Genomic DNA, 20,914 nt, shown 5'->3' on the forward strand with positions numbered 1-20,914 from the left:
GACAATAACTTTATATTTGGATTAACAGTAGAAGAAATAGAAGAATTAAAAGGAAAATATAATAGTAAGGAATATTATAATGAAAATCCTTCAATAAAGCGAGTTGTGGATTCATTAATAGATGGAACTTTTGATGATGAAGGAACAGGTCTTTTTAAAGATCTTTATAATTCTTTAATAGCAGAAGGGGATGGATATTTCTTATTAGCTGATTTTGAAAGCTTTAAAGATACAGAAGATAAAGTTTTTGATGCTTACAAAGATGAAAAGAAATGGGCTAAGATGGCATTTAAAAATACTTGTAATGCAGGAATGTTCTCATCAGATAGAACAATATTAGAATATAGCAAAGATATATGGAACATTAAGCCTACTAAAAATACATTATAATTTTAAAAAGGTTAGGAGAAATTGTTATGAGGTTTGGTAAAAATAGTTTTACAAGCTATGAAAAAGGTATAGAAAAAGAATGGATGCTTGCAAATGGAAGAAGTGCATTTTCAGGAAGTACTATAATTGGAGCGAATAGTAGAAAGTATCATGCTATATTGATAGCAGCTTTAAAGTCTCCAGATGAAAGATATATGATTCTTCCAAAAGTATCAGAAAAATTTATATCAAATAATATAGAATACCCTCTAACAACGACAAAATATAAAGATGAAGTTATTGAAGGGTATAAAAACCTTCAAAGCTTCAATTATGACGGTATTCCAGAATATAAATATTTTATTAATGGTACAACTATAAATAAAAGAGTATTTCTTCAAAAAGGAAAAAATACTGCAGTTATTGAGTATAAAATAAAAGGAAATAAAAATGGTGGAGAACTTAAACTTATACCATTTATGTCATTTAGAAATCCAGGAGAAATTAGTGAAGATTGTAATTTAAACTTTAATAAAGAAGATATAAAAGGTGGATTTTTATTAAATCCAAAACTAAAAGAAGATTTAAATATTAAAGTATTTATAACTGATGGAAGAATATCTTCAAGAAATGAAAGTATAACTAAAGAAGTATTTTATGATGTTGATAAATCAACAGGTGATGACTATTTAGATAGATATTATATACCTGGAAAATTAACAATAGATATTAATCCTTATGAAGAAAAGAAAGTATATTTTGTATGTACTATTGAAGAAGGAAGTATTGATGCTGAAGATATAGTAAAGAGTGAAGAAGAAAGAATATCATTATTAAGAAATACATTTAAAGATGATAATAGAACATTAGCTAAGTTACTTCCAATATCAGCAGACCAATTTATAGTTGATAGAGATTCAATAAATAGTAAGACAGTTCTTGCTGGATATCCATGGTTTTTGGATTGGGGAAGAGATACTATGATAGCCTTAACTGGAGTAGCAATGGCAACAGGTAGATTAGATGATACTAAAGATATTTTAAGAAGCTTTAGTTTATATGAAAAGAATGGATTAATACCAAATATGTTTCCAGACTTTGGACAAGAACCTCTATATAATACTGTAGATGCTTCACTTTGGTATATTCATGCAATTTATACTTATTTATTATATAAAAATGATGAAAATGAATTAGAGTTTGTAAAGAATGAACTTTATAAAACAATAAAAAATATAATAAAGGCTTACAGAGAAGGTACAGATTTTTCAATAAAAATGGATAAAGATTATTTAATAAATGCAGGTAGTGGATTAGATCAAGTTACTTGGATGGACGTAAGAGCGAATGGGATAGTTGTTACGCCAAGACATGGAAAGCCAGTTGAAATAAATGCATTATGGTACAATGCACTAAAAATATCAGCACTTCTTGCTGAAAAGTTTGGTGATGAAGAGTATAAAGATTATTTAGAGCTTGCAGAGAAGGTTAAGAAATCTTTTAATGAAAAGTTTTGGAATGAAAAAGATGAATGTCTTTATGATGTTGTAAATGATATAGAAAGTGATAGTGCTATAAGACCAAATCAAGCTTATGCAATATCATTACCATTTACAATGCTTCCAAAAGAAAAGGAAGAGAAGGTAATAGAAAAAATTTATAATGAATTATACACTTCTTTTGGTCTTAGAAGTTTAAATAAAAGTAATGAAGATTATAAGAAGGTTTATATAGGAGAGCTTGTTGATAGAGACATGGCTTATCACCAAGGAACAGTATGGTCATTTCCACTAGGCGCATTTTTAAGTGGATACTTTAAGGTTAATGGCTATTCAGAAGAAGCAAAAGAGTTTGTAGACGAAGCATTAAAAGAAATGGAAAGTCATATTGAAGATCAATGTTTAGCAGGTATTGCTGAAATATTCGATGGAGATGCCCCTCATAATGCAAGAGGTTGTTATAACCAAGCTTGGGGTGTTGGAGAAATGCTAAGAGTTTACTATGAATGCATAAGAGGAAATTTTAAAAATTTAGAAAAAGCCCATAACCTTATCTTTAATTAATATAAAAAGTCCTATAATCTATGGCTAACCATCTTAGAATTATAGGGCTTTTGGCAGTTAACTATAATATTTTATATAGAAAGTTGGAATTTTTGAGATGGATATAAAAAATGTTTATGAAAATAAAAATGAAATAAGAGAAATATTTAATTCAAAAGATTTTAAAGAAAAATATACAACAAGCTTAGAGCTTGGTGCTATATATTCAGAAGATAAAACTATATTTAGAATTTGGACTCCAGTTGCTAAAAGGGTAATATTACAGTTATTTACTAAAGGTATAGGAGAAGATAATTTTAAAAAGATTAAAGATATAGAAATGAAAGAAGAAAAAAATGGAGTATGGACTTACGAGGAAAATGGAGATTTAGATAAAATATATTATAAATTTAAAATATATATTGGTGATTTAGTAAATGATGTAATAGATCCAAATTCAAAGGCTGTATCGGCTAATGGTGAATATAGTATGGTCGTTAATTTAAATAATACAAATCCAGATGGATGGGAAAATGATAAAAAGCCAGAATTTAAAAATGCTACAGATGCTGTTATTTATGAAATGCATATAAGAGATTTTTCAATAGATGAAAATTCAGGAGCAAAATTTAAAGGAAAGTATAAAGGCATTACTGAATCTTTAACAAAAACTAAAAATGGAACAAAAACATGTTTAGATCACGTAAAAGAACTTGGAGTTACTCATCTTCATTTATTACCAACATTTGATTACAAATCAATTGATGAGAAAAAATTAAATATTCCTCAATATAATTGGGGATATGATCCAGAAAACTATAATTGTCCAGAAGGTTCATATTCAACTAATCCATTTGATGGAGAAGTTAGAATAAAAGAATTTAAAGAGATGGTTTTAAATCTTCATAAAGAAGGATTAAGAGTAGTAATGGATGTTGTTTATAATCATACTTACGAAACAGAAAACTCATTATTTAATAAAGTAGTTCCATATTATTATTATAGAGAAGATGATAAAGGAAATTTTTCAGATGCCTCAGCTTGTGGTAATGAAACAGCATCAGATAGAAGTATGTTTAGAAAGTTTATGATAGATTCATTAAAATATTGGGCTAATGAGTATCATATAGATGGATTTAGATTTGATCTTATGGGAATACATGATGTAGAGACTATGAAACTTATAAGAGAAGAACTTGATAAAATAGATAAATCAATAATAATATATGGGGAAGGATGGACAGGTGGAGATAGTCCATTAAAGGAAAAAGATAGAGCATTAAAGAAAAATACAATTCAATATGGAGATATGCAAATTGCTGCATTTAGTGATGATATAAGAGATGCTGTAAAGGGCGATGTATTTATAGAAGAAAAAGCTGGATTTGTAAATGGGGGAGAAGATTTTGAAGAAACAATAAAATGTGGAATAGTTGCATCAACAAATCATCCTCAAGTAGATTATAGTAAAGTTATATATTCAGATAAATTTTGGGCAAATGAACCTTATCAAACAGTAACATATGCATCAGCTCATGATAACTATACTCTATGGGATAAGCTTTATATAACTGCAAAAGATGAAAGTGAAGAAGAAAGAATAAAAATGAATAAGTTAATAGCAGCAATAATATTGACTTCACAAGGAATTTCATTTATACATGCAGGTGAGGAATTTCTTAGAACAAAGTGTGATGAAAATGGAAGGCTTATAGAAAATAGCTTCAAATCAAGTGATTTAGTGAATAAATTAGATTGGGAAAGAAAAGAAAAATATGAATATGTGTTTAACTATTATAAAGGGTTAATAGGACTTAGAAAAAATCATAAAGCTTTTAGAATGAATAGCTCAAAAGAAATAAGTAAGAGACTAAGTTTTATAGAATTTGGAGAAAAAAATGTTGTAGGATATACTATAGATTCAGAAGGAATAGATGAATTTAAGAAAATACTTGTTATATTTAACGGAAATAAAGAAGATAAAGAATTAGAAATTCCAAAAGGAGATTGGACTATAGTTGTAGATGGTAATGAAGTAAATGAGAATGGAATAAAATCTATAAAAGAAGATAAGGTAAAAGTTATAGGAAGAACAGCATTAATTTTAATTGAAAAATAGTATTAAATATAATTTAAGTAAAAAGGATTTTAATTTAAAAGTTTAGTATAAATATAAAGAAGGACAGATTGCCTGCCCTTCTTTATTGTCTTTTAGCCAAATAATATCTTATTCCAATTACAAAAATAGCTAATAAAGATAAAATTACAAACCAACTTATAAAACTTGGTTTTGAAGTAACTACTTTAGAAATAACATTAATATTATTAATCATATAAACCCCACCCCACAATATAATTATTTTTTTCTATATTTATAATATTTATATGCAACTATAATAATAGAGATAATAGCTATAACAAAAAGAAAACTAAGAATTCCATGACTGTTTGAAGTAAATATAATATTCATAAAATCAAACTCCCTTAAAAAGTGTATATAATAATATAATTCTCTAAATAAAATAATATATCCTTTCATAAAATAGAATAAAAGTATAAAAATAACAAATTGTATAAAGGAGAGAGGTATTTGGAAACTAATAAATCAAGTTCTACAGTAGTATTTATAAGTGCGTTTATAATTAGCCTTGTATTAAATTACACAATTGAACCTTCATTTAATGATTTTACGACGCCATTAACAATAATATTTCTTTTGTCATTAATAGTAGCTATGCTATATAGAATTATAGAGCTTCTAGATAAAAACAAATAAAAAAGAGCAGTTAATAAAACTACTTTCATAAAAAAATTATTCAGCATAGATTTTAATACTTAGATTGATAAACTCAGTGTTATATTAGATAATTTGCGTAAGATATATTTGAGTGAGAGATTAGAATTTCATTATTTCAGAGTAAGTTTGGCGTTAATAAACTTCGATTGTTTGAGTGTAAGTAAATAAAAAAAGAGTAGCTTTAGTAACTACCCTCAAAAAAGGTATTAAAGTAAAATTAAATACGTACATTCACATCATATTATTATATTATGAACTTGCGTAAAGTATTATTTGAATGAGCAATTAGAAATTCATAATTTCTGTAGTAACTTGTGTGTTAAAAAGCTGAAATGTTTGAATGAAATGAGTTAATAAAAAAGAGAATAGTTAATAAAACTATTCTCATAAAAAAATTATTCAACATATATTTCAATACTTAGATTGATAAACTTAGTATTATATTAGATAATTTGTGACAGATATATTTGAGTGAGAGATTAGAATTTCATTATTTCAGAGTAACTTTGGAGTTAATAAACTTCCATTGTTTGAGAGTAATTAAATAAAAAAAGAGTAGCTTTATTAACTACTCTCAAAAAAGGTATTAAAGTAAAATTAAATACGTACATTCACATCATAATATAATATTTAGTAGTCAATTAAGTATAATCGTGATCTATTGTTATTATGCAATTATATTGTGGATGTATTTCTTTTATTGATTTTATTAAATCTTCTTTTAATGTATTTTCATCTATTACTTTATTTAATGCTTTTGAATTTACTACAATATCAAAAATAAGATTTTTTTGATTTCCTTCACCAACAATTCTAAAATCATGCATAGATTTAATTAAAGGATTATATTTAATAATTTTTGATACTTCATGATAAGCTTCTATAATTTCATCATTTGATAAACATATAGGATCCATATGAATTACTAAATAAATTCCAAGCTCTTTAGAAATTTCTCTTTCAGCTCTATCTATAATATTATGAATCTTCATAATATCAATATCAGAAGGGATTTCAGCATGTACTGAAGCCATACATCTTCCAGGACCATAGTTATGAACAACAAGATCATGCATTCCTGTTATATAATCATATGATAAAAGCATATCGTGTATATCTTTAACTAATTTTGGATCTGGTGCTTCACCAAGAAGTGGATTTAGTGTCTCCTTAACAAGAGAAAATCCAGAATAAATTATAAATAAAGCAACTAAAATACCAACATATCCATCAATTGGAATACTAGTAAATTTAGCAGCAAGTAAAGATATAGCAACACAGCTTGAAGTAAATACATCTCCTAGAGCGTCAACACTAGCTGCTTTTAATGCAGTTGAATCAATTTTATTTCCAATAAACTTATTAAAAAATGAAAGCCATAATTTAAGAAATATAGAAACAACAAGAAGAAGAAATGGAATCCATTCAAATTTTATAAGTTGAGGATTCATTATTCTATCAAATGATGTCTTTACAAATTGAAAACCAACAAGCATAACCATAAAAGCAACAATAAGTGCTGATAAATATTCAATTCTTCCATGTCCAAAAGGATGCTCTTCATCTGCTGGTCTATTTGCCATTTTAAAACCAACTATAGTTATTATTGAAGAAGCAGTATCAGACAAGTTGTTAAAGGCATCAGCTGTAACAGCTATACTTGAAACTAATGTACCAACACTAAATTTTATTATAAATAATAAAAAGTTAACTATAATTCCAATAATACCACCTAAAAAGCCATAAGAGTTACGAACTTTTTTATTATTAGTATTTTCACTATCTTTTACGAATTTTTGTACTAAAAATTGCGAAACCATTAATATTACCCCCATTTAAAATATATATTTTTATTCTATATTAGAGTTAAATATTAATCAAATTAAAGTGAAGATTGCCTTGCATTATATGAAATAAATTTTGTCCTAAAATAATAAGGATAGTTTAAGCAAATACTTTAATATATTCTTTTGGTTTACATAAGGTTTAAGTATAAATTAAATTTTAATTTTATACTTTACTTTTAGTTTAAGTGAAAAGCTTAAATTTTATGTTTTGAAATTATATGAATTTAATAAATTATTAAATGATTAGTTTATAATATTTTTTTATGTTAAATGTGGTAAAATATATATTAATTAGTTATTTAACTTTAGGAGGAAGAATTTATGCAAAAGAAATTAGCAAATGAATTAATAGATTTCTTATATAATAGTCCAACAGCATATCATGCTGCAACATCAGTAAAAGAAATGTTAGATAAAGAAGGTTTTGAAGAGTTATTTGAAACTGATTCATGGAAAGTTAAAAAAGGCGGAAAATATTACTTAAAGAAAAATGATTCAGCAGTAATAGCTTTCACTGTTGGAAATGGTGAAATAGAAAAAGATGGATTTAGACTTATTGGAGCACATACAGATGCACCAGGTTTTAAAATTAAGCCAAATGCTGAAATGGTAGGAGAAAACCATTATTTAAAATTAAATACAGAAGTATATGGTGGACCAATACTTTATACTTGGTTTGATAGACCACTTGGAATTGCTGGAAGAGTAATTGTTAAAGGTAAATCAGCTTTAAAGCCAGAAGTTAAATTAGTAAATATAAATAAGCCAGTATTAGTAATACCAAGTTTAGCTATTCATATGAATAGATCAGTAAACGAAGGTTATGCATTTAATAAACAAAAGGATACATTACCTTTAGCTGGATTTGTTAATGAAAGTTTAGAAAAGGGAGATTTATTAGTAAATCTTATAACAGAACAGTTAGGAATCAATAAAGAAGATATATTAGATTTTGATTTATTCTTATATGAATTTGAAAAAGGATGCATAATGGGAGTAAACGAAGAATTTATATCAGCAGGAAAATTAGATGACCAATGGATGGTATTTGCAGGAATTAAAGCTTTAATAAATAGTTCAGATATAAATGCAACTAAAGTTATGGTATGCATAGATAATGAAGAAATAGGAAGTTTAACTGCTCAAGGAGCTAATTCAAACTTAATAAGAAGAACATTAGAAAGAATTTCAATTGCTCTTAATAAAAATACAGAAGAATTCTTTAGAGCACTTTCAAATTCATTAATGATTTCAGCAGATTTAGCTCATGCTGTGCATCCAAACTTGCCAGAAAAGCATGATCCAACAAATAGACCTGTTCTTGGAAATGGACCAGTGCTTAAAATTGCAGCATCAGGAAGTTATTCAACAGAAGGTGTTGCAGCTGGAATATTTGAAGCTGTATGTAAAGAAGCTAATGTTCCAATGCAAAAGTTTGTAAATAGATCAGATGTAAAAGGTGGAACAACAATAGGACCAATGTCAGCAGCAGATTTATGTATACCAGTTGTTGATATGGGAGCACCAATCTTAGGAATGCACTCAGTAAGAGAACTTGCAACTGTAAAAGATAATTTTTATTCAGTAGAAGCATTCACTAAATTCTTTAGCTTAAATTAGTTTTTATAAAGAGTAACTTTTAAAAGTTGCTCTTTTTTATTTAAATGAAAAAATTCTCATTTTATATAAAGTATATTTTAATTTTAGACTGGTATTATTAATTCATAAGATGAATATTAAAGTTTTTAGGAGGATTTTTTAATGAAAGAAAATAATATAAATGAAAACAAAAATATAAAGGATACAGAATTTATAGAAGTAAATAATAATGAAGAGACTTCACAAGAGAATAAAGAAAATTCAAAAGAGAAAAAGACTAAGAAAAAAATTAGTAAGGGAAAAATAATAGGATTTTCAATAATAGGAGTATTATTATGTGGAACAATAGCAGCAGGAGCTATAACACATGAAATTATGGATAGAAAAGATAATAATCCTATAGAACAAGCAAAAGAAAATATAGAAATGAAATTTGCAGAAACACCAAATTATACATTAGACCAAGCAAAGGAAATTGCTTTAAAGAAGGTTCCAGGAACTATAGTTAATACAAAGGAAGAAGTAGATGATGGAATTGTAGAATATGAAATACAAATAAAAGATAAGGAAAATATGCTACAAGAAGTCAATGTAGATGGAAAAACAGGAGCTATAACAGAGATAGATAATAATTCTCATGATAATGACCATCATGACCATAATAATCATCGTGATAATTAAATTTATAGGTATTTAAAAGGAGAGGGAAGGTAAAATTCTCTCTCTTATTTTTAAAATATTTACATATAATTATTTTTAGTGTGGTTAAATAGTATTAGAAGATAAATAGTATTTATAGAGAGGAGACATAATTTTATGCAAAGAATTTTAATTGTTGAAGATGAAGAAAATATGGTTTCATTTATACAAATGGAACTTAAATATGAAGGTTATGATGTTGATGTAGCGAATGATGGAAGAAAGGCAGTAGAACTTGCATTAAAAAATAATTATGATTTAATACTTTTAGATTTAATGTTACCAGGAATAAATGGATTAGAAGTATGTAGAAGAATAAGAAAAGAAAAAGATACACCAATTATAATGTTAACTGCAAGGGATAGTGTTATGGATAAAGTTACTGGTCTTCAAAATGGAGCAGATGATTATGTTTCAAAACCTTTTGCTATAGAAGAATTATTAGCTAGAATGGAAGTTATATTTAGAAGAATGAAAAGTAAAGATGCAAATAATGAATTGAAATTTAAAGATATAACATTAGATATAGAGGGAAGAATAGTAAAAAAGGATAATAATATTATAGAATTAACAAATACTGAGTTTCAGCTTTTATTGACTCTTATAAGAAATAAAAATAAAGTTTTAACTAGAGATATATTATTAGATAATGTTTGGGGCTACAATTCAGAAGCAGAAACTAATATTGTTGATGTATATGTAAGATATATAAGAAATAAGTTAGATAAAGATGATAAGGAGAAATATATCCAAACAGTAAGAGGAGTTGGATATGTTATGAGAGATAATGATTAAGAGTAAATATAAAAAGTTACCTATATTTTGGAAAATAACAATAGCATCAGCAATAGTTTTTTCTATATTTATATTATTTATTGTAATAGCTCAAACAGCAGTGTTTTTTGATTGGTTTATAGACCATAGAAATAAATATGGAATAGAACTTAAAATATTTGATGATATATTTGAGTCTTATGGCTATTTAATAATAGTAACAGCTGTACTTGGATTAGTTATAAGTATTATAGGTGGAATGGCAATATCAAGATTATTTCTTAAAAATATAAGAGAACTTACAAATACAATGGAACAAATAAAAAATGAAGGAAGATTAGATAAAAGGGTTACTATAGCTAATGGAGGGAGAGATGAGATTTCAAAGCTTAGTATAGTTTTTAATTCTTTAATGGATGATTTGGAAGCTTCGTTTAATAGAGAAAGAAGATTTGTTCAAGATGCATCTCATGAACTTAAAACGCCACTTACTATAATAAAAGGACATTTATCTTTGTTAAATAGGTGGGGTAAAAATGATAAGGAAGTATTAGATAAATCAATAAAGGCAAGTAGTGAAGAAGTTGATAGATTAATAGATTTAGTTAAAACATTACTTGATATATCAAAGCTTGATAATTTAAATGATAGAATAAGTGGGAATTGTGACATAGAAGAAGTTTTAGAAACTATTTTAGACGATTTTTCTATTATAAAATCAGACTATAATATTAAAGTTAATTATAATGGAATCAAAACTTTTCCAATGAATGAATTACATATGAAACAGATTATTATAATTTTATTAGATAATGCTATAAAGTACTCAAATACCAATAAAAATATAGATATAATATTTGAAGAAGAGAATAATTATAAAATATTGAAGGTTATAGATAGAGGTATTGGAATACCAAAAGAAGATATACCATTTCTTTTTGATAGATTTTATAGAGTTGATGAATCAAGAAGTAGTAAAACTGGAGGAAATGGTCTTGGATTATCTATAGCAAAAAAACTAACAAATATATATGGTGGAAATATATTTGTTTGGAGTAAATTGGGAGAAGGATCAATATTTCAAGTGAAAATTCCAAAATAATGAAAATAGCCATTGACAATAGCTCTATATACTCTTAAAATCTATAATTGGACTTAGTCAAAAGTTAGTAATTATATATGTTAAGGGGATGGGGAATTGAAAAATTATAAAGGAATTTTATTTGCAATATTAGCTTCAGTTGCTTTTGGTTTAATGCCTATATTTGCTAAATTTGCATATCAAAATGGTTCAAATCCAACTACAGTATTAGTTTTTAGATTTTCAATAGCTGCAGTTTTACTTTTTGCATACTTACTTATAACTAAAGTGCCTGTGAAAATTACAAAAAAGCAATTTCTATATTTATTTTTTACAGGTTTATTTGGATATACAATAACTACTCAAACATTATTTATGTCATATAATTATTTAGGCGTAGGACTTGCTACAACATTACACTTTGTTTATCCAGCATTTGTGTGCATATTTGAATATATTTTATTTAGAAAGCTTATGAGTAAAAATAAATTGGCTTCATTAATATTTGCAGGAATTGGAGTGTATGCTTTAATTGCATTTGAAAATAATACATTAAGTACTTTTGGTATAGTACTAGCTATAATTTCAGGTATAAGTTATGCAGGAAATATTATAATGTTAGCACTTGAAGAAATTAGAGATGTTGATAATAGGGTAGTAACAATGTATTTATCATTTGGTGCCGCTGTTGGAATGATAATTTATGGACTTATAGATGGTTCATTAGTTATGACATTTACAGTTAATTTAGCTGTATCATATATTTTAATATCAGTTGTATCAACAATATTATCAATAATATTATTACTAAAAGGGATAGAACTTATTGGTGCATCTTCAGCTTCAATACTTGGAACATTTGAACCAATTGTTAGTATTGTTATGGGAGTAATATTATTTGGAGAACAACTAACATTTGCATTAATTTTAGGAACAATCTTTATAATAATATCAACAATAATATTAGCAAAGGATAAATCCGGTAGTGAAACCATTGAAGAATTTATTGAAGAAAAGAATCTTGATGGATTAAAATCAGAATTAAAATAATAAAGAAATCTAAAAGGCTAAAAATAATAATAGTTTTTAGTCTTTTTTATTTTGAAAAATAGTTAAAGCAAGATGTAAATAATATATTGAGTTTAAAAATTAGTTAAGAGTCCTAAATTTTAGGGCTCTTATTTTTTATAAAAAATAAAAAGTAATTTTTTTTATTATTTTGGTAAAAACTAAGTGAAGAAGTAAAACTTTGCAAAGGAGAAGATTAAAGTGAATAACAAAAACTCATCAAGTAGAAAAAATGTGCTTAATGAACTAAAGCTTAGTTTTATGAAAATAAAAGATACTCATAAGTATATAAAGGCTTTATCAAATGAAGGAGAAAAAATAATAGGATCAGGGCAATGGCTTTTAGATAATATTTATCTTATAGAAAAAGAATATAAAACAATAAAGAAAAATATGCCTAAAGAATACTTTGAAAATTTAAAAGAAGTTACTTTAAATAATGAAAAATCTCCACGTGTTTTTTTCTTAGCAAAAAATATGTTAAGTGAAAGCAAAGGAAAAGTAACAGAAGAAGGTTGTATAAAATTTATATTAAAAAATAATAAAAAGCTTACTATGGGAGAGTTATGGGCATTTCCGTTAATGCTTAGAGCATCAATAATTATAAATTTATCTAATATTACTGAAAATTTAAAAGAAATACATACAGATAAATTAAACGCTAAAAGGTTAGCTTATAAAATAATTTCAGAAAAAGAAATATCAGATGACTATTTTGAAATTATAAATAAATCATCATTAAACTTTAATAAAGAATTGTATAAAGTTTTAAAAGATAATTCTTATGAAAATGAAAGCTTATATAAGACTTTAAAATTAAAGTTAAATGAATATTATGTAGATGAAAACATAATAATGAATACATTATTAGAGGCATCCTTAGAAGAAGGTGTAAGTTCTTTAATTAATTCAATAAGAGAAATAGATTGTATAAATTGGAAAAGGTTTTTTGAAGAAACTTCTATGGTAGAAAAAATTCTAATGGAAGACTCTGATAATATTTATAATAATATGGATTTTGAATCAAAAGATTATTATCGTCATAAAATCGAAAAAATAGCTAGAAATAATAATATTGATGAAATATTAGTAGCTGAAAAGTTAGTGTTTTTAGCAAAGAGAGCAAAGGAGTCTGGAAAGTATAATTTTAGAAGACATGTAGGATATTACCTAATTGATGATGGAGTTAAATATTTGAATGAGACTCTTGGAATTAAAAATAAGATAAATAATAGATTAAACTTTAAGAAATTCTTTTTAATAAATATTTTAGGGACATTATTTTTAATATTAGCTACACTTTTTATAGGAAATTTATTAGGTGCGAATTATAGTTTAAGGCAATATATACTTGCAGCAATAATACTTTTAATACCTGCAAGTGAAGTTATAGTTACATTAATAAATTTAGTAGTTAGTAAAAAAGTAGATATAAGGCATGTACCAAAATTAGAATTAAATAATATAAGTAAAGAACAAAAAACTATAGTAATAGTACCAACAATAGTTGATTCTAAGAAGGATATAAAAAGGCTTTTAGAAAAATTAGAAATTGCATATTTAGCTAACAAAGAAGATAACTTATATTTTGCAATACTTGCAGATTTTAAAGATAGTAAAACAGAATCAAATGACTATGAAAATGAAATAAATTTAAAAGGAATAAATGATATAAAAAAACTTAATATTAAATATTGCAGAGGAGATGAAGATGATAAATTTTTCTTCTTTAATAGAGAAAAAATATATAATTCTCATGAGGGAGTATTCATGGGGAGAGAAAGAAAAAGAGGGAAAATAATTGAATTTATAACTTTATTAAAGGGTGGAAAAAATCATACATATAATGTTATAAGCTCAAACATAGATTGTATTAGGGATGCTAAATATATTGTAACTTTAGATACAGATACTTTTTTAACAAGAGGAGTAATAAAAAAATTAATAGGAGCAATGAGTCATCCTTTAAATCAACCAATTTGTAAAGAAAATATAGTTAAAAGAGGATATACTATAATGCAACCTAAAGTTTCAATATCTTTAGAGAGCAAAAATACAAGTCAATTTGCAAAAATATTTGGTGGAGATAGTGGAGTAGACGGATATTCAACAGCATATTCTGACACTTATCAAGATTTATTTGGAGAAGGCTCATTTACAGGAAAAGGGATTATAGATATTAATGTATTTTATAATGTACTTAAAGATGAAATACCAGAAAATAGAGTTTTAAGTCATGATCTTTTAGAAGGGTGTTATGTAAGGAGCGCATTAGTAACGGATTGTGAGTTTATAGATAATTATCCATCAACATATATAGGAAGTGCAAAAAGATTACATAGATGGGTAAGAGGTGATTGGCAATTAATTTCTTGGATATTTTCAAAGAAATTATCTGCACTTTCTAAGTGGAAAATATTTGATAATTTAAGAAGAAGTCTTTTAGCACCATCAATATTAATTGGGATTATAATAACATTATTATCATTAAACAGAGGTGTTGAAATAACTATATTATTCTTCTTAGCAATAGCAACTCCATTGTTATTTACAGTTACAGATTTTGTAGTTACTCCCAAAAATAAACTTATAGGAACTTTAAAAAGCTTTAAAGAAGTAATTCTTATTATAAGTTTTATACCATATCAAACTTATATAATGTTAGGTGCAATCTTTACTGCTTTGTTTAGGCTTTTTATATCAAAAAATAACTTGTTAGAATGGCAAACAGCAGAAGAAGCTGAAAATACAGTTAAAGATAGTATTGGATATTATTATAGTAAGATGTGGTTTTGTGTATTAGCAGGTGGTCTATTTATTGTATTTGGTTTCAATTCCTCTTTTACATTAGGAGGACTTATGACAATAATAGCTATACTTTGGTTATTTACACCATTAATAGCTTTTAAAATAAGTACTACAATAGAAGAAGAAAAAGAAGAGCTTACAAGAGGTGAAAAAAACTATTTAAGATGCATAAGCAGAAGAATATGGGCTTACTATGAGGATTTTGTCAATGAAGAAAATAATTATTTAGCACCTGATAATTATCAGGAAAAACCATATAAAGGTGTTGCAAATAGAACATCACCAACTAATATAGGGATGGGGCTTATATCTAATATTACTGCATATGACTTAGGATATATATCATTAGGTGAAGTTATTGATAGATTGGAGCTTATAATAAATGGAATGAATAAACTTACTAAATATAATGGACATTATTTTAACTGGTATGATACAAAAACTTGTATGCCTTTATGGCCAAGATATATATCAACAGTAGATAGTGGAAATTTATTAGGTTATTTATTAGTTATAAAAGAAACTCTTTTAGAATATAAAAATAATCCGTTAATAAGAAAAGAGGAAGTTTTAAGTTTAATAGATACATACAATATATTAGGACTAGATTACAGTAACAACTTTAAGAAAGTAAAAAATTTAAAAGGCGAGGATTATACAAAAATTTTAGAAGAACAATTACGATATATTGAATTAGTAAAAGAAGAAAATATAAATAGAGAAGATGAATTTAAATATTGGTTAAATAAAGTAGAGAAAGAAATAAAAAATAAAATAAAGTATTCTGATTATATTTATGAAGGGGTAAACAAAGTATTAATAGAGTACTTAAAGAAAAAAAGTCCATCACTTCTAGAACTTAAAAAGGAAATAAGAAGTATTGCAAGTGCATCAGGGGAAGACTTTAAAGAAATATTGGAAGAGAAAATTAAAAGTTTAGAAGCTTTTGAAAAAAGAATAGATGACTTAATAAAAAATATAGATATAATTGCTAATGAGATGGATTTTAAAATTTTATATTCTAAAGATAGGGGACTATTTTCTATAGGATACAATATTGAGGAAGATTCTTTAGGAAATTCATATTATGATTTATTAGCATCTGAATCTAGGATAGCTTCATTTTTAGCAATAGCAAGAAATGAAGTTGAAACTAGTCATTGGTTTAATCTTGGAAGAGCAATGACTAATGCATACAGAGGGGAAAGTTTAGTTTCTTGGAGTGGAACTATGTTTGAGTATTTTATGCCCAATTTAATAATGAAAAGCTTCAATGAAACTCTTCTAGATCAAACATATAAATCTGTTATAAAAGCACAAATGCTATTTGCTAAGAAAAATAATGTTCCTTGGGGTATATCAGAATCAGCTTATTATAAGTTTGATATAGGAGAAGTATATCAATATAAAGCTTTTGGTATTCCAGGTATAGGTTTAAAGAGAGGTCTTGAAGATGATTTAGTAATATCACCGTATTCAACACTTATGGTATTACCATGGATTAAGAATGAAGGAATAGAAAATTTAAAACGTTTAGAAGATTTAGGTGCAGTAGGACGATATGGCTTTATAGAGTCTGTAGATTTTACTGGCAGAAGAGATAATAAAATAAAAGATTACACATATAAGGGTAAAAAAGTAAGATGTTATATGGTCCATCATTTAGGTATGTCATTACTAGCTTTAGATAATATTTTAAATAACAATATACTTCAAGAAAGATTTCATAATATAAAAGAAGTAAAAGCAACAGAAATATTACTTAAGGAGAAAATACCTAAATATATAACATTTGAACGTAGTGAAGATATGGCACTTCATCGAGAAGAGCTAGACTTAGAACAATTTATTACAAGAAGGTTTAATAGTAGTATAAAGAAAAATACAGAAGTATTATTATTATCAAATGGTAACTTTTCTAGTATGGTTACATTACAAGGAAGCGGTTATTCAAAAGAAGGAGATAGTTTGTTATATAGATGGAAAGGTGATAGTACTATTGATAATAGCGGGTTATTTTTCTATATTAAAAATTTAAATTCAAATGATTATTGGAGTGCAACATTTGAACCTTGTAGAAAAGAATGTGAAGAAACAGAAATAGAATTTTCAGTGGATAAAGCAAGATTTGTTAAAAAGTGTGGATCAATTAAAAGTGAATTAGAAATATCTATATCAACAGAAGAGAATATAGATATAAGAAAATTAAAATTAAAAAATGTTGGGGAAAAAGGAAGAAGTATAGAAGTTACAAGTTATATGGAAGTAACATTAACTACTATGGAAGCTGATACTGCACATCCAAGTTTTTCAAATCTTTTCATTCAAACAGAATTTGATGAGGATACAAAAACAGTAATAGGAAAAAGAAGAGCTAGAGTTAAAAATGGAAAAGTTCCTTACATATTTCATAAGCCAATATCTGATGAAGAATTTGAAGGGATAATGAGTTATGAAACTTCAAGGATGAATTTTATTGGAAGAGATAGAGATTTAAGTTCACCTTTAGCTTTGGATAATGATAGTAGTTTAAAAAATACAGTAGGAACAGTATTAGATCCTATAATTAGTACTAGAGTAAGATTAAGATTAGAACCAAATGAAGAAAAAGTAGTTTATTTTATAACAGGAACAGCATCTGAAAGAGATGAAGTTATAAAATTATCTAAGGAATATAGTAATGTTAAAAAATTAGAAAATGAATTTAAAACATATAGAAGAGCTATGCAGATAGAACTTAAAAACTTTGGAATTACATCATCACAAGCTAATATATATCAAAGCTTAGCCTCATATATATTGTTTTTAAATGATGGAAGAAAAGATAGAGAGAGTTACATAAGGAATATAAATAAGCATCAGAAAGATTTATGGGCTTTTGGAATATCAGGAGATATAAAAATTATAATGTTAGTCGTTAATAATGATGAAGATATTGATATAGTTAGAGCAATGATAAAAATGCATATATACTTTAAAAATAGAGGACTTAAAGTTGATTTAGTAATTTATAATAATGAGGAATCAAGTTATGAAATGCCACTTCAAAAAGATATATTGGAAGAAGTTAATGTATTATCTGGAGAGGAAAGCTTAAATAAACAAGGAGGCATTTATCTTCATAATAAATCAACAATGAATGAAGAAATAAGAGATTTTTTAATTGGAATATCTGCAATTTATATAGATAGTTCTAAAGGAACTATATTAACACAATTGAAAGAACAAGAATCTTCTAAATATATTAATGAAGAAGATATATTAAAAAATAAAGTAGAAAAAAAATATAAAAAAATAATAGAAAATGAAAATAAAATAAACAAGTATAATGAATTAAAAAATGAATTAGATTTTTTTAATGGATATGGTGGATTTGATAAAAAAGATAAAAGTTATGTAATAGTACTTAAAGATAACAATAATACTCCAGCTCCATGGATTAATGTTATTTCTAATGAGAATTTTGGATTTCATACGTCTGAAGTCGGATCTATGCATACTTGGTGTGAAAATAGTAGAGAAAATAAAATAACACCATGGAATAATGATATAGTGCAAGATTCATTGGGAGAAGCTATTTATGTAAGAGATAATAATGATTTCAATTATTTTTCAATAACTCCAGAGCCAGTTAGAAATAATGGAGAATATATAATAAAACACTCATTTGGATATTCAAGTTATAAGCATATAGTTAATAACATAAAAAGCGAAATGATAGCATTTTCTCCAAATAAAGAAAAACTTAAAATTCAAAAAATAATACTAGAAAATATAGGAGATAAAGATAAACATTTATCAATATATTATTATGCACAATTAGTACTTGGAGTTTTAAATTATCAAACAGCAAGATATATAACAACTTATAATAAAGATAAATATATTTATGGGCAAAATCCATATTCAGAATACTTTGGGAAGTTAAAAGCTTATTCAACTATATTAGGTGGAGAAAATAGAAGTTTTACTTGTAATAGAAGAGAATTTATTGGAGTATCAGGAAGTTTAGAATCTCCAAATGGATTAGAAGAAGAGAATTTAAGTGGAACAGTTGGAAGTGTTTTTGATCCTTGTTTAGTAACAAAGTGTGATATAAGTTTAAAGCCTGGAGAAAAGAAAGAGATAATAGTACTTTTAGGAGAAGAAGAAACAGAAGAACAAATAGAAAAATCAATACAAAAATATGAGAATATAGAAAATGTTGATGCAGAATTAAATAATATTAAGAAATATTGGGTCGATTTCCTAGGAAATATAGAAGTAAGAACAAAGGATAAGTCAATGGATTATCTTTTAAATGGTTGGTTACTTTATCAAAATTATAGCTGTAGATACTTAGCAAGAACAGCATTCTATCAATCAGGTGGAGCATATGGATTTAGAGATCAACTTCAAGATTCTATGTCAATTGGTCTTATAAATCCAAGTATAACAAAAGATCAAATTATAAGAAGTGCTTCAAGACAGTACTTAGAAGGTGATGTCCAACATTGGTGGCATCCTATAATAAATAGTGGAATAAGAACAAGATTTTCAGATGATTTATTATGGTTACCATTTGTAACAGCTGAATATATAAGTTTTACAGGTGATTATAGTATATTAAATGAACTTGCTCCGTATTTAGAGGATGAACCTTTAAAAGAAGGTGAGGATGAAAGATATACAATAGTTAATCAATCAACAAAAGAAGGAACCGTTTATGAGCATTGTATAAAAGCTATAGAAAAGTCACTGAAGTTTGGTGAACATAATATTCCTTTAATGGGAAGTGGTGATTGGAATGATGGAATGAGTACAGTAGGCAATGAAGGAAAAGGTGAAAGTGTGTGGCTTGGATGGTTCTTATATAAAATTTTAGTAAGCTTTGATGATATATGCAATCAAATGAATGATAGTGAAAAAGCAAATAGATATAAAGAAATGAGAGAATTTATAAAAGAAAACCTTGAGAAAAATGCTTGGGATGGAGGATGGTATAGGAGAGCATATTTTGATGATGGAACACCACTTGGTTCTAGAGAAAACGGTGAATGTCAAATAGATTCATTAGCACAAAGTTGGTCAGTAATATCAGAAGGAGGAAAATTACAAAGAGCCAAAGAAGCCATGGAAGCTGTTGATAAGAACTTAGTGGATGAGGATTTAGCTTTAATAAAACTTTTAGCTCCACCTTTTGAAAAATCAAAGGAGGAGCCTGGATATATAAAAGGATATGTAGCAGGAGTAAGAGAAAATGGAGGGCAATATACTCATGCAGCAACTTGGGTGATTTTAGCATTAACAAAGCTTGGAATGGGAGATAAGGCATTTAAATATTTTAATATGATAAATCCTATTAATCATGGATTAACAGAACTTGATTGTAGACGATATAAGTTAGAGCCATATGTTATGGCAGCAGATGTTTATGTGAGAGAGCCTCATGGCGGAAGAGGTGGATGGAGTTGGTATACTGGAACAGCAGGGTGGATGTATAAGGTTGGATTAGAAAATATATTAGGATTTAAAATTTATAAAGGAGAAGGATATAAAATATCACCATGTATTCCAAAAGATTGGGATGAATTTGAAATAAAAATAAATAATAAATCAGAAAAATATAATATAAAAGTTAAAAAAGCATTAGAAAATAAAATAATGATAAATGGAAAAGAAATAAAAGGTGATATAATTCCTAAAGATTTAGGTGATGCAAATATAGAAGTTTATTATAAGGAAAATATAAATTAAAAAATTTTAATAAAATAATGAGAAAAGACATAGTTAAAATTATTTTAACTATGTCTTTTTTAGTATAAATATAAATTTATTTTAAAAATATATT

Annotated in this window: 12 protein-coding genes; 10 read left to right on the plus strand and 2 right to left on the minus strand. The window is 26.2% G+C overall.

Translation table 11 applies throughout. The annotated features are described in order from the left end of the window. The 3 genes from O212_RS15905 to pulA form a co-directional block, all read left to right on the plus strand. A partial coding sequence (locus tag O212_RS15905) for a glycogen/starch/alpha-glucan phosphorylase (protein WP_035279157.1) occupies positions 1-390 on the plus strand: 390 nt, incomplete at its 5' end. Positions 391-416: 26 nt separating this feature from the next. Further along, positions 417-2,432, plus strand: a complete 2,016-nt coding sequence (locus O212_RS0105015; protein WP_024614049.1) for an amylo-alpha-1,6-glucosidase — start codon at positions 417-419, stop codon at positions 2,430-2,432. 97 nt (positions 2,433-2,529) lie between these two features. Then, positions 2,530-4,530, plus strand: a complete 2,001-nt coding sequence (gene pulA, locus O212_RS0105020) for a type I pullulanase (RefSeq protein ID WP_081705800.1) — start codon at positions 2,530-2,532, stop codon at positions 4,528-4,530. A gap of 82 nt (positions 4,531-4,612) precedes the next feature. On the opposite strand, the gene O212_RS17015 is transcribed toward pulA, so the two are convergent. Then, positions 4,613-4,744 (minus strand): hypothetical protein, encoded by a 132-nt coding sequence (locus O212_RS17015; protein WP_278244689.1) that lies wholly within the window; start codon positions 4,742-4,744, stop codon positions 4,613-4,615. A 257-nt stretch (positions 4,745-5,001) separates the two neighbouring features. Here O212_RS17015 and O212_RS0105035 point away from each other — a divergent pair, with 257 nt between their 5' ends. Continuing rightward, positions 5,002-5,187, plus strand: coding sequence for a hypothetical protein (locus tag O212_RS0105035; RefSeq protein WP_024614051.1), 186 nt, complete (start codon positions 5,002-5,004; stop codon positions 5,185-5,187). Positions 5,188-5,849: 662 nt separating this feature from the next. Here the strand turns inward: O212_RS0105035 and O212_RS0105040 are convergent. Then, a complete protein-coding gene (locus O212_RS0105040; protein WP_024614052.1) occupies positions 5,850-7,028 on the minus strand; it encodes a cation diffusion facilitator family transporter in 1,179 nt (392 codons plus the stop codon). 348 nt (positions 7,029-7,376) lie between these two features. Between O212_RS0105040 and O212_RS0105045 the strand changes: the two genes are divergently transcribed. The 6 genes from O212_RS0105045 to O212_RS0105070 all read left to right on the plus strand — a co-directional run bounded on the left by O212_RS0105045 (position 7,377) and on the right by O212_RS0105070 (position 20,820). Further along, on the plus strand, positions 7,377-8,675 hold the full coding sequence (locus O212_RS0105045) for a M18 family aminopeptidase (protein WP_024614053.1): 1,299 nt from the start codon (positions 7,377-7,379) through the stop codon (positions 8,673-8,675). Between the two features lie 141 nt (positions 8,676-8,816). Then, complete coding sequence (locus O212_RS15910) at positions 8,817-9,335, plus strand: PepSY domain-containing protein (protein ID WP_024614054.1); 519 nt, start codon at positions 8,817-8,819, stop codon at positions 9,333-9,335. 135 nt (positions 9,336-9,470) lie between these two features. Then, on the plus strand, positions 9,471-10,148 hold the full coding sequence (locus tag O212_RS0105055) for a response regulator transcription factor (protein ID WP_024614055.1): 678 nt from the start codon (positions 9,471-9,473) through the stop codon (positions 10,146-10,148). Beyond that, the gene (locus tag O212_RS0105060) at positions 10,141-11,229 is read left to right on the plus strand and encodes a HAMP domain-containing sensor histidine kinase (RefSeq protein ID WP_024614056.1); all 1,089 of its coding nucleotides are present in this window, start codon (positions 10,141-10,143) and stop codon (positions 11,227-11,229) included. Before O212_RS0105055 ends, O212_RS0105060 begins: the two co-directional genes overlap by 8 nt. 96 nt (positions 11,230-11,325) lie before the next feature. Further along, the gene (locus O212_RS0105065; RefSeq protein ID WP_024614057.1) at positions 11,326-12,258 is read left to right on the plus strand and encodes a DMT family transporter; all 933 of its coding nucleotides are present in this window, start codon (positions 11,326-11,328) and stop codon (positions 12,256-12,258) included. A gap of 219 nt (positions 12,259-12,477) precedes the next feature. Then, positions 12,478-20,820, plus strand: coding sequence for a glucoamylase family protein (locus O212_RS0105070; RefSeq protein WP_242829558.1), 8,343 nt, complete (start codon positions 12,478-12,480; stop codon positions 20,818-20,820). The last annotated feature ends 94 nt before the right edge of the window (positions 20,821-20,914 follow it).

Source organism: Clostridium sp. Ade.TY (assembly GCF_000498355.1).
GTDB lineage: Bacteria > Bacillota > Clostridia > Clostridiales > Clostridiaceae > Clostridium.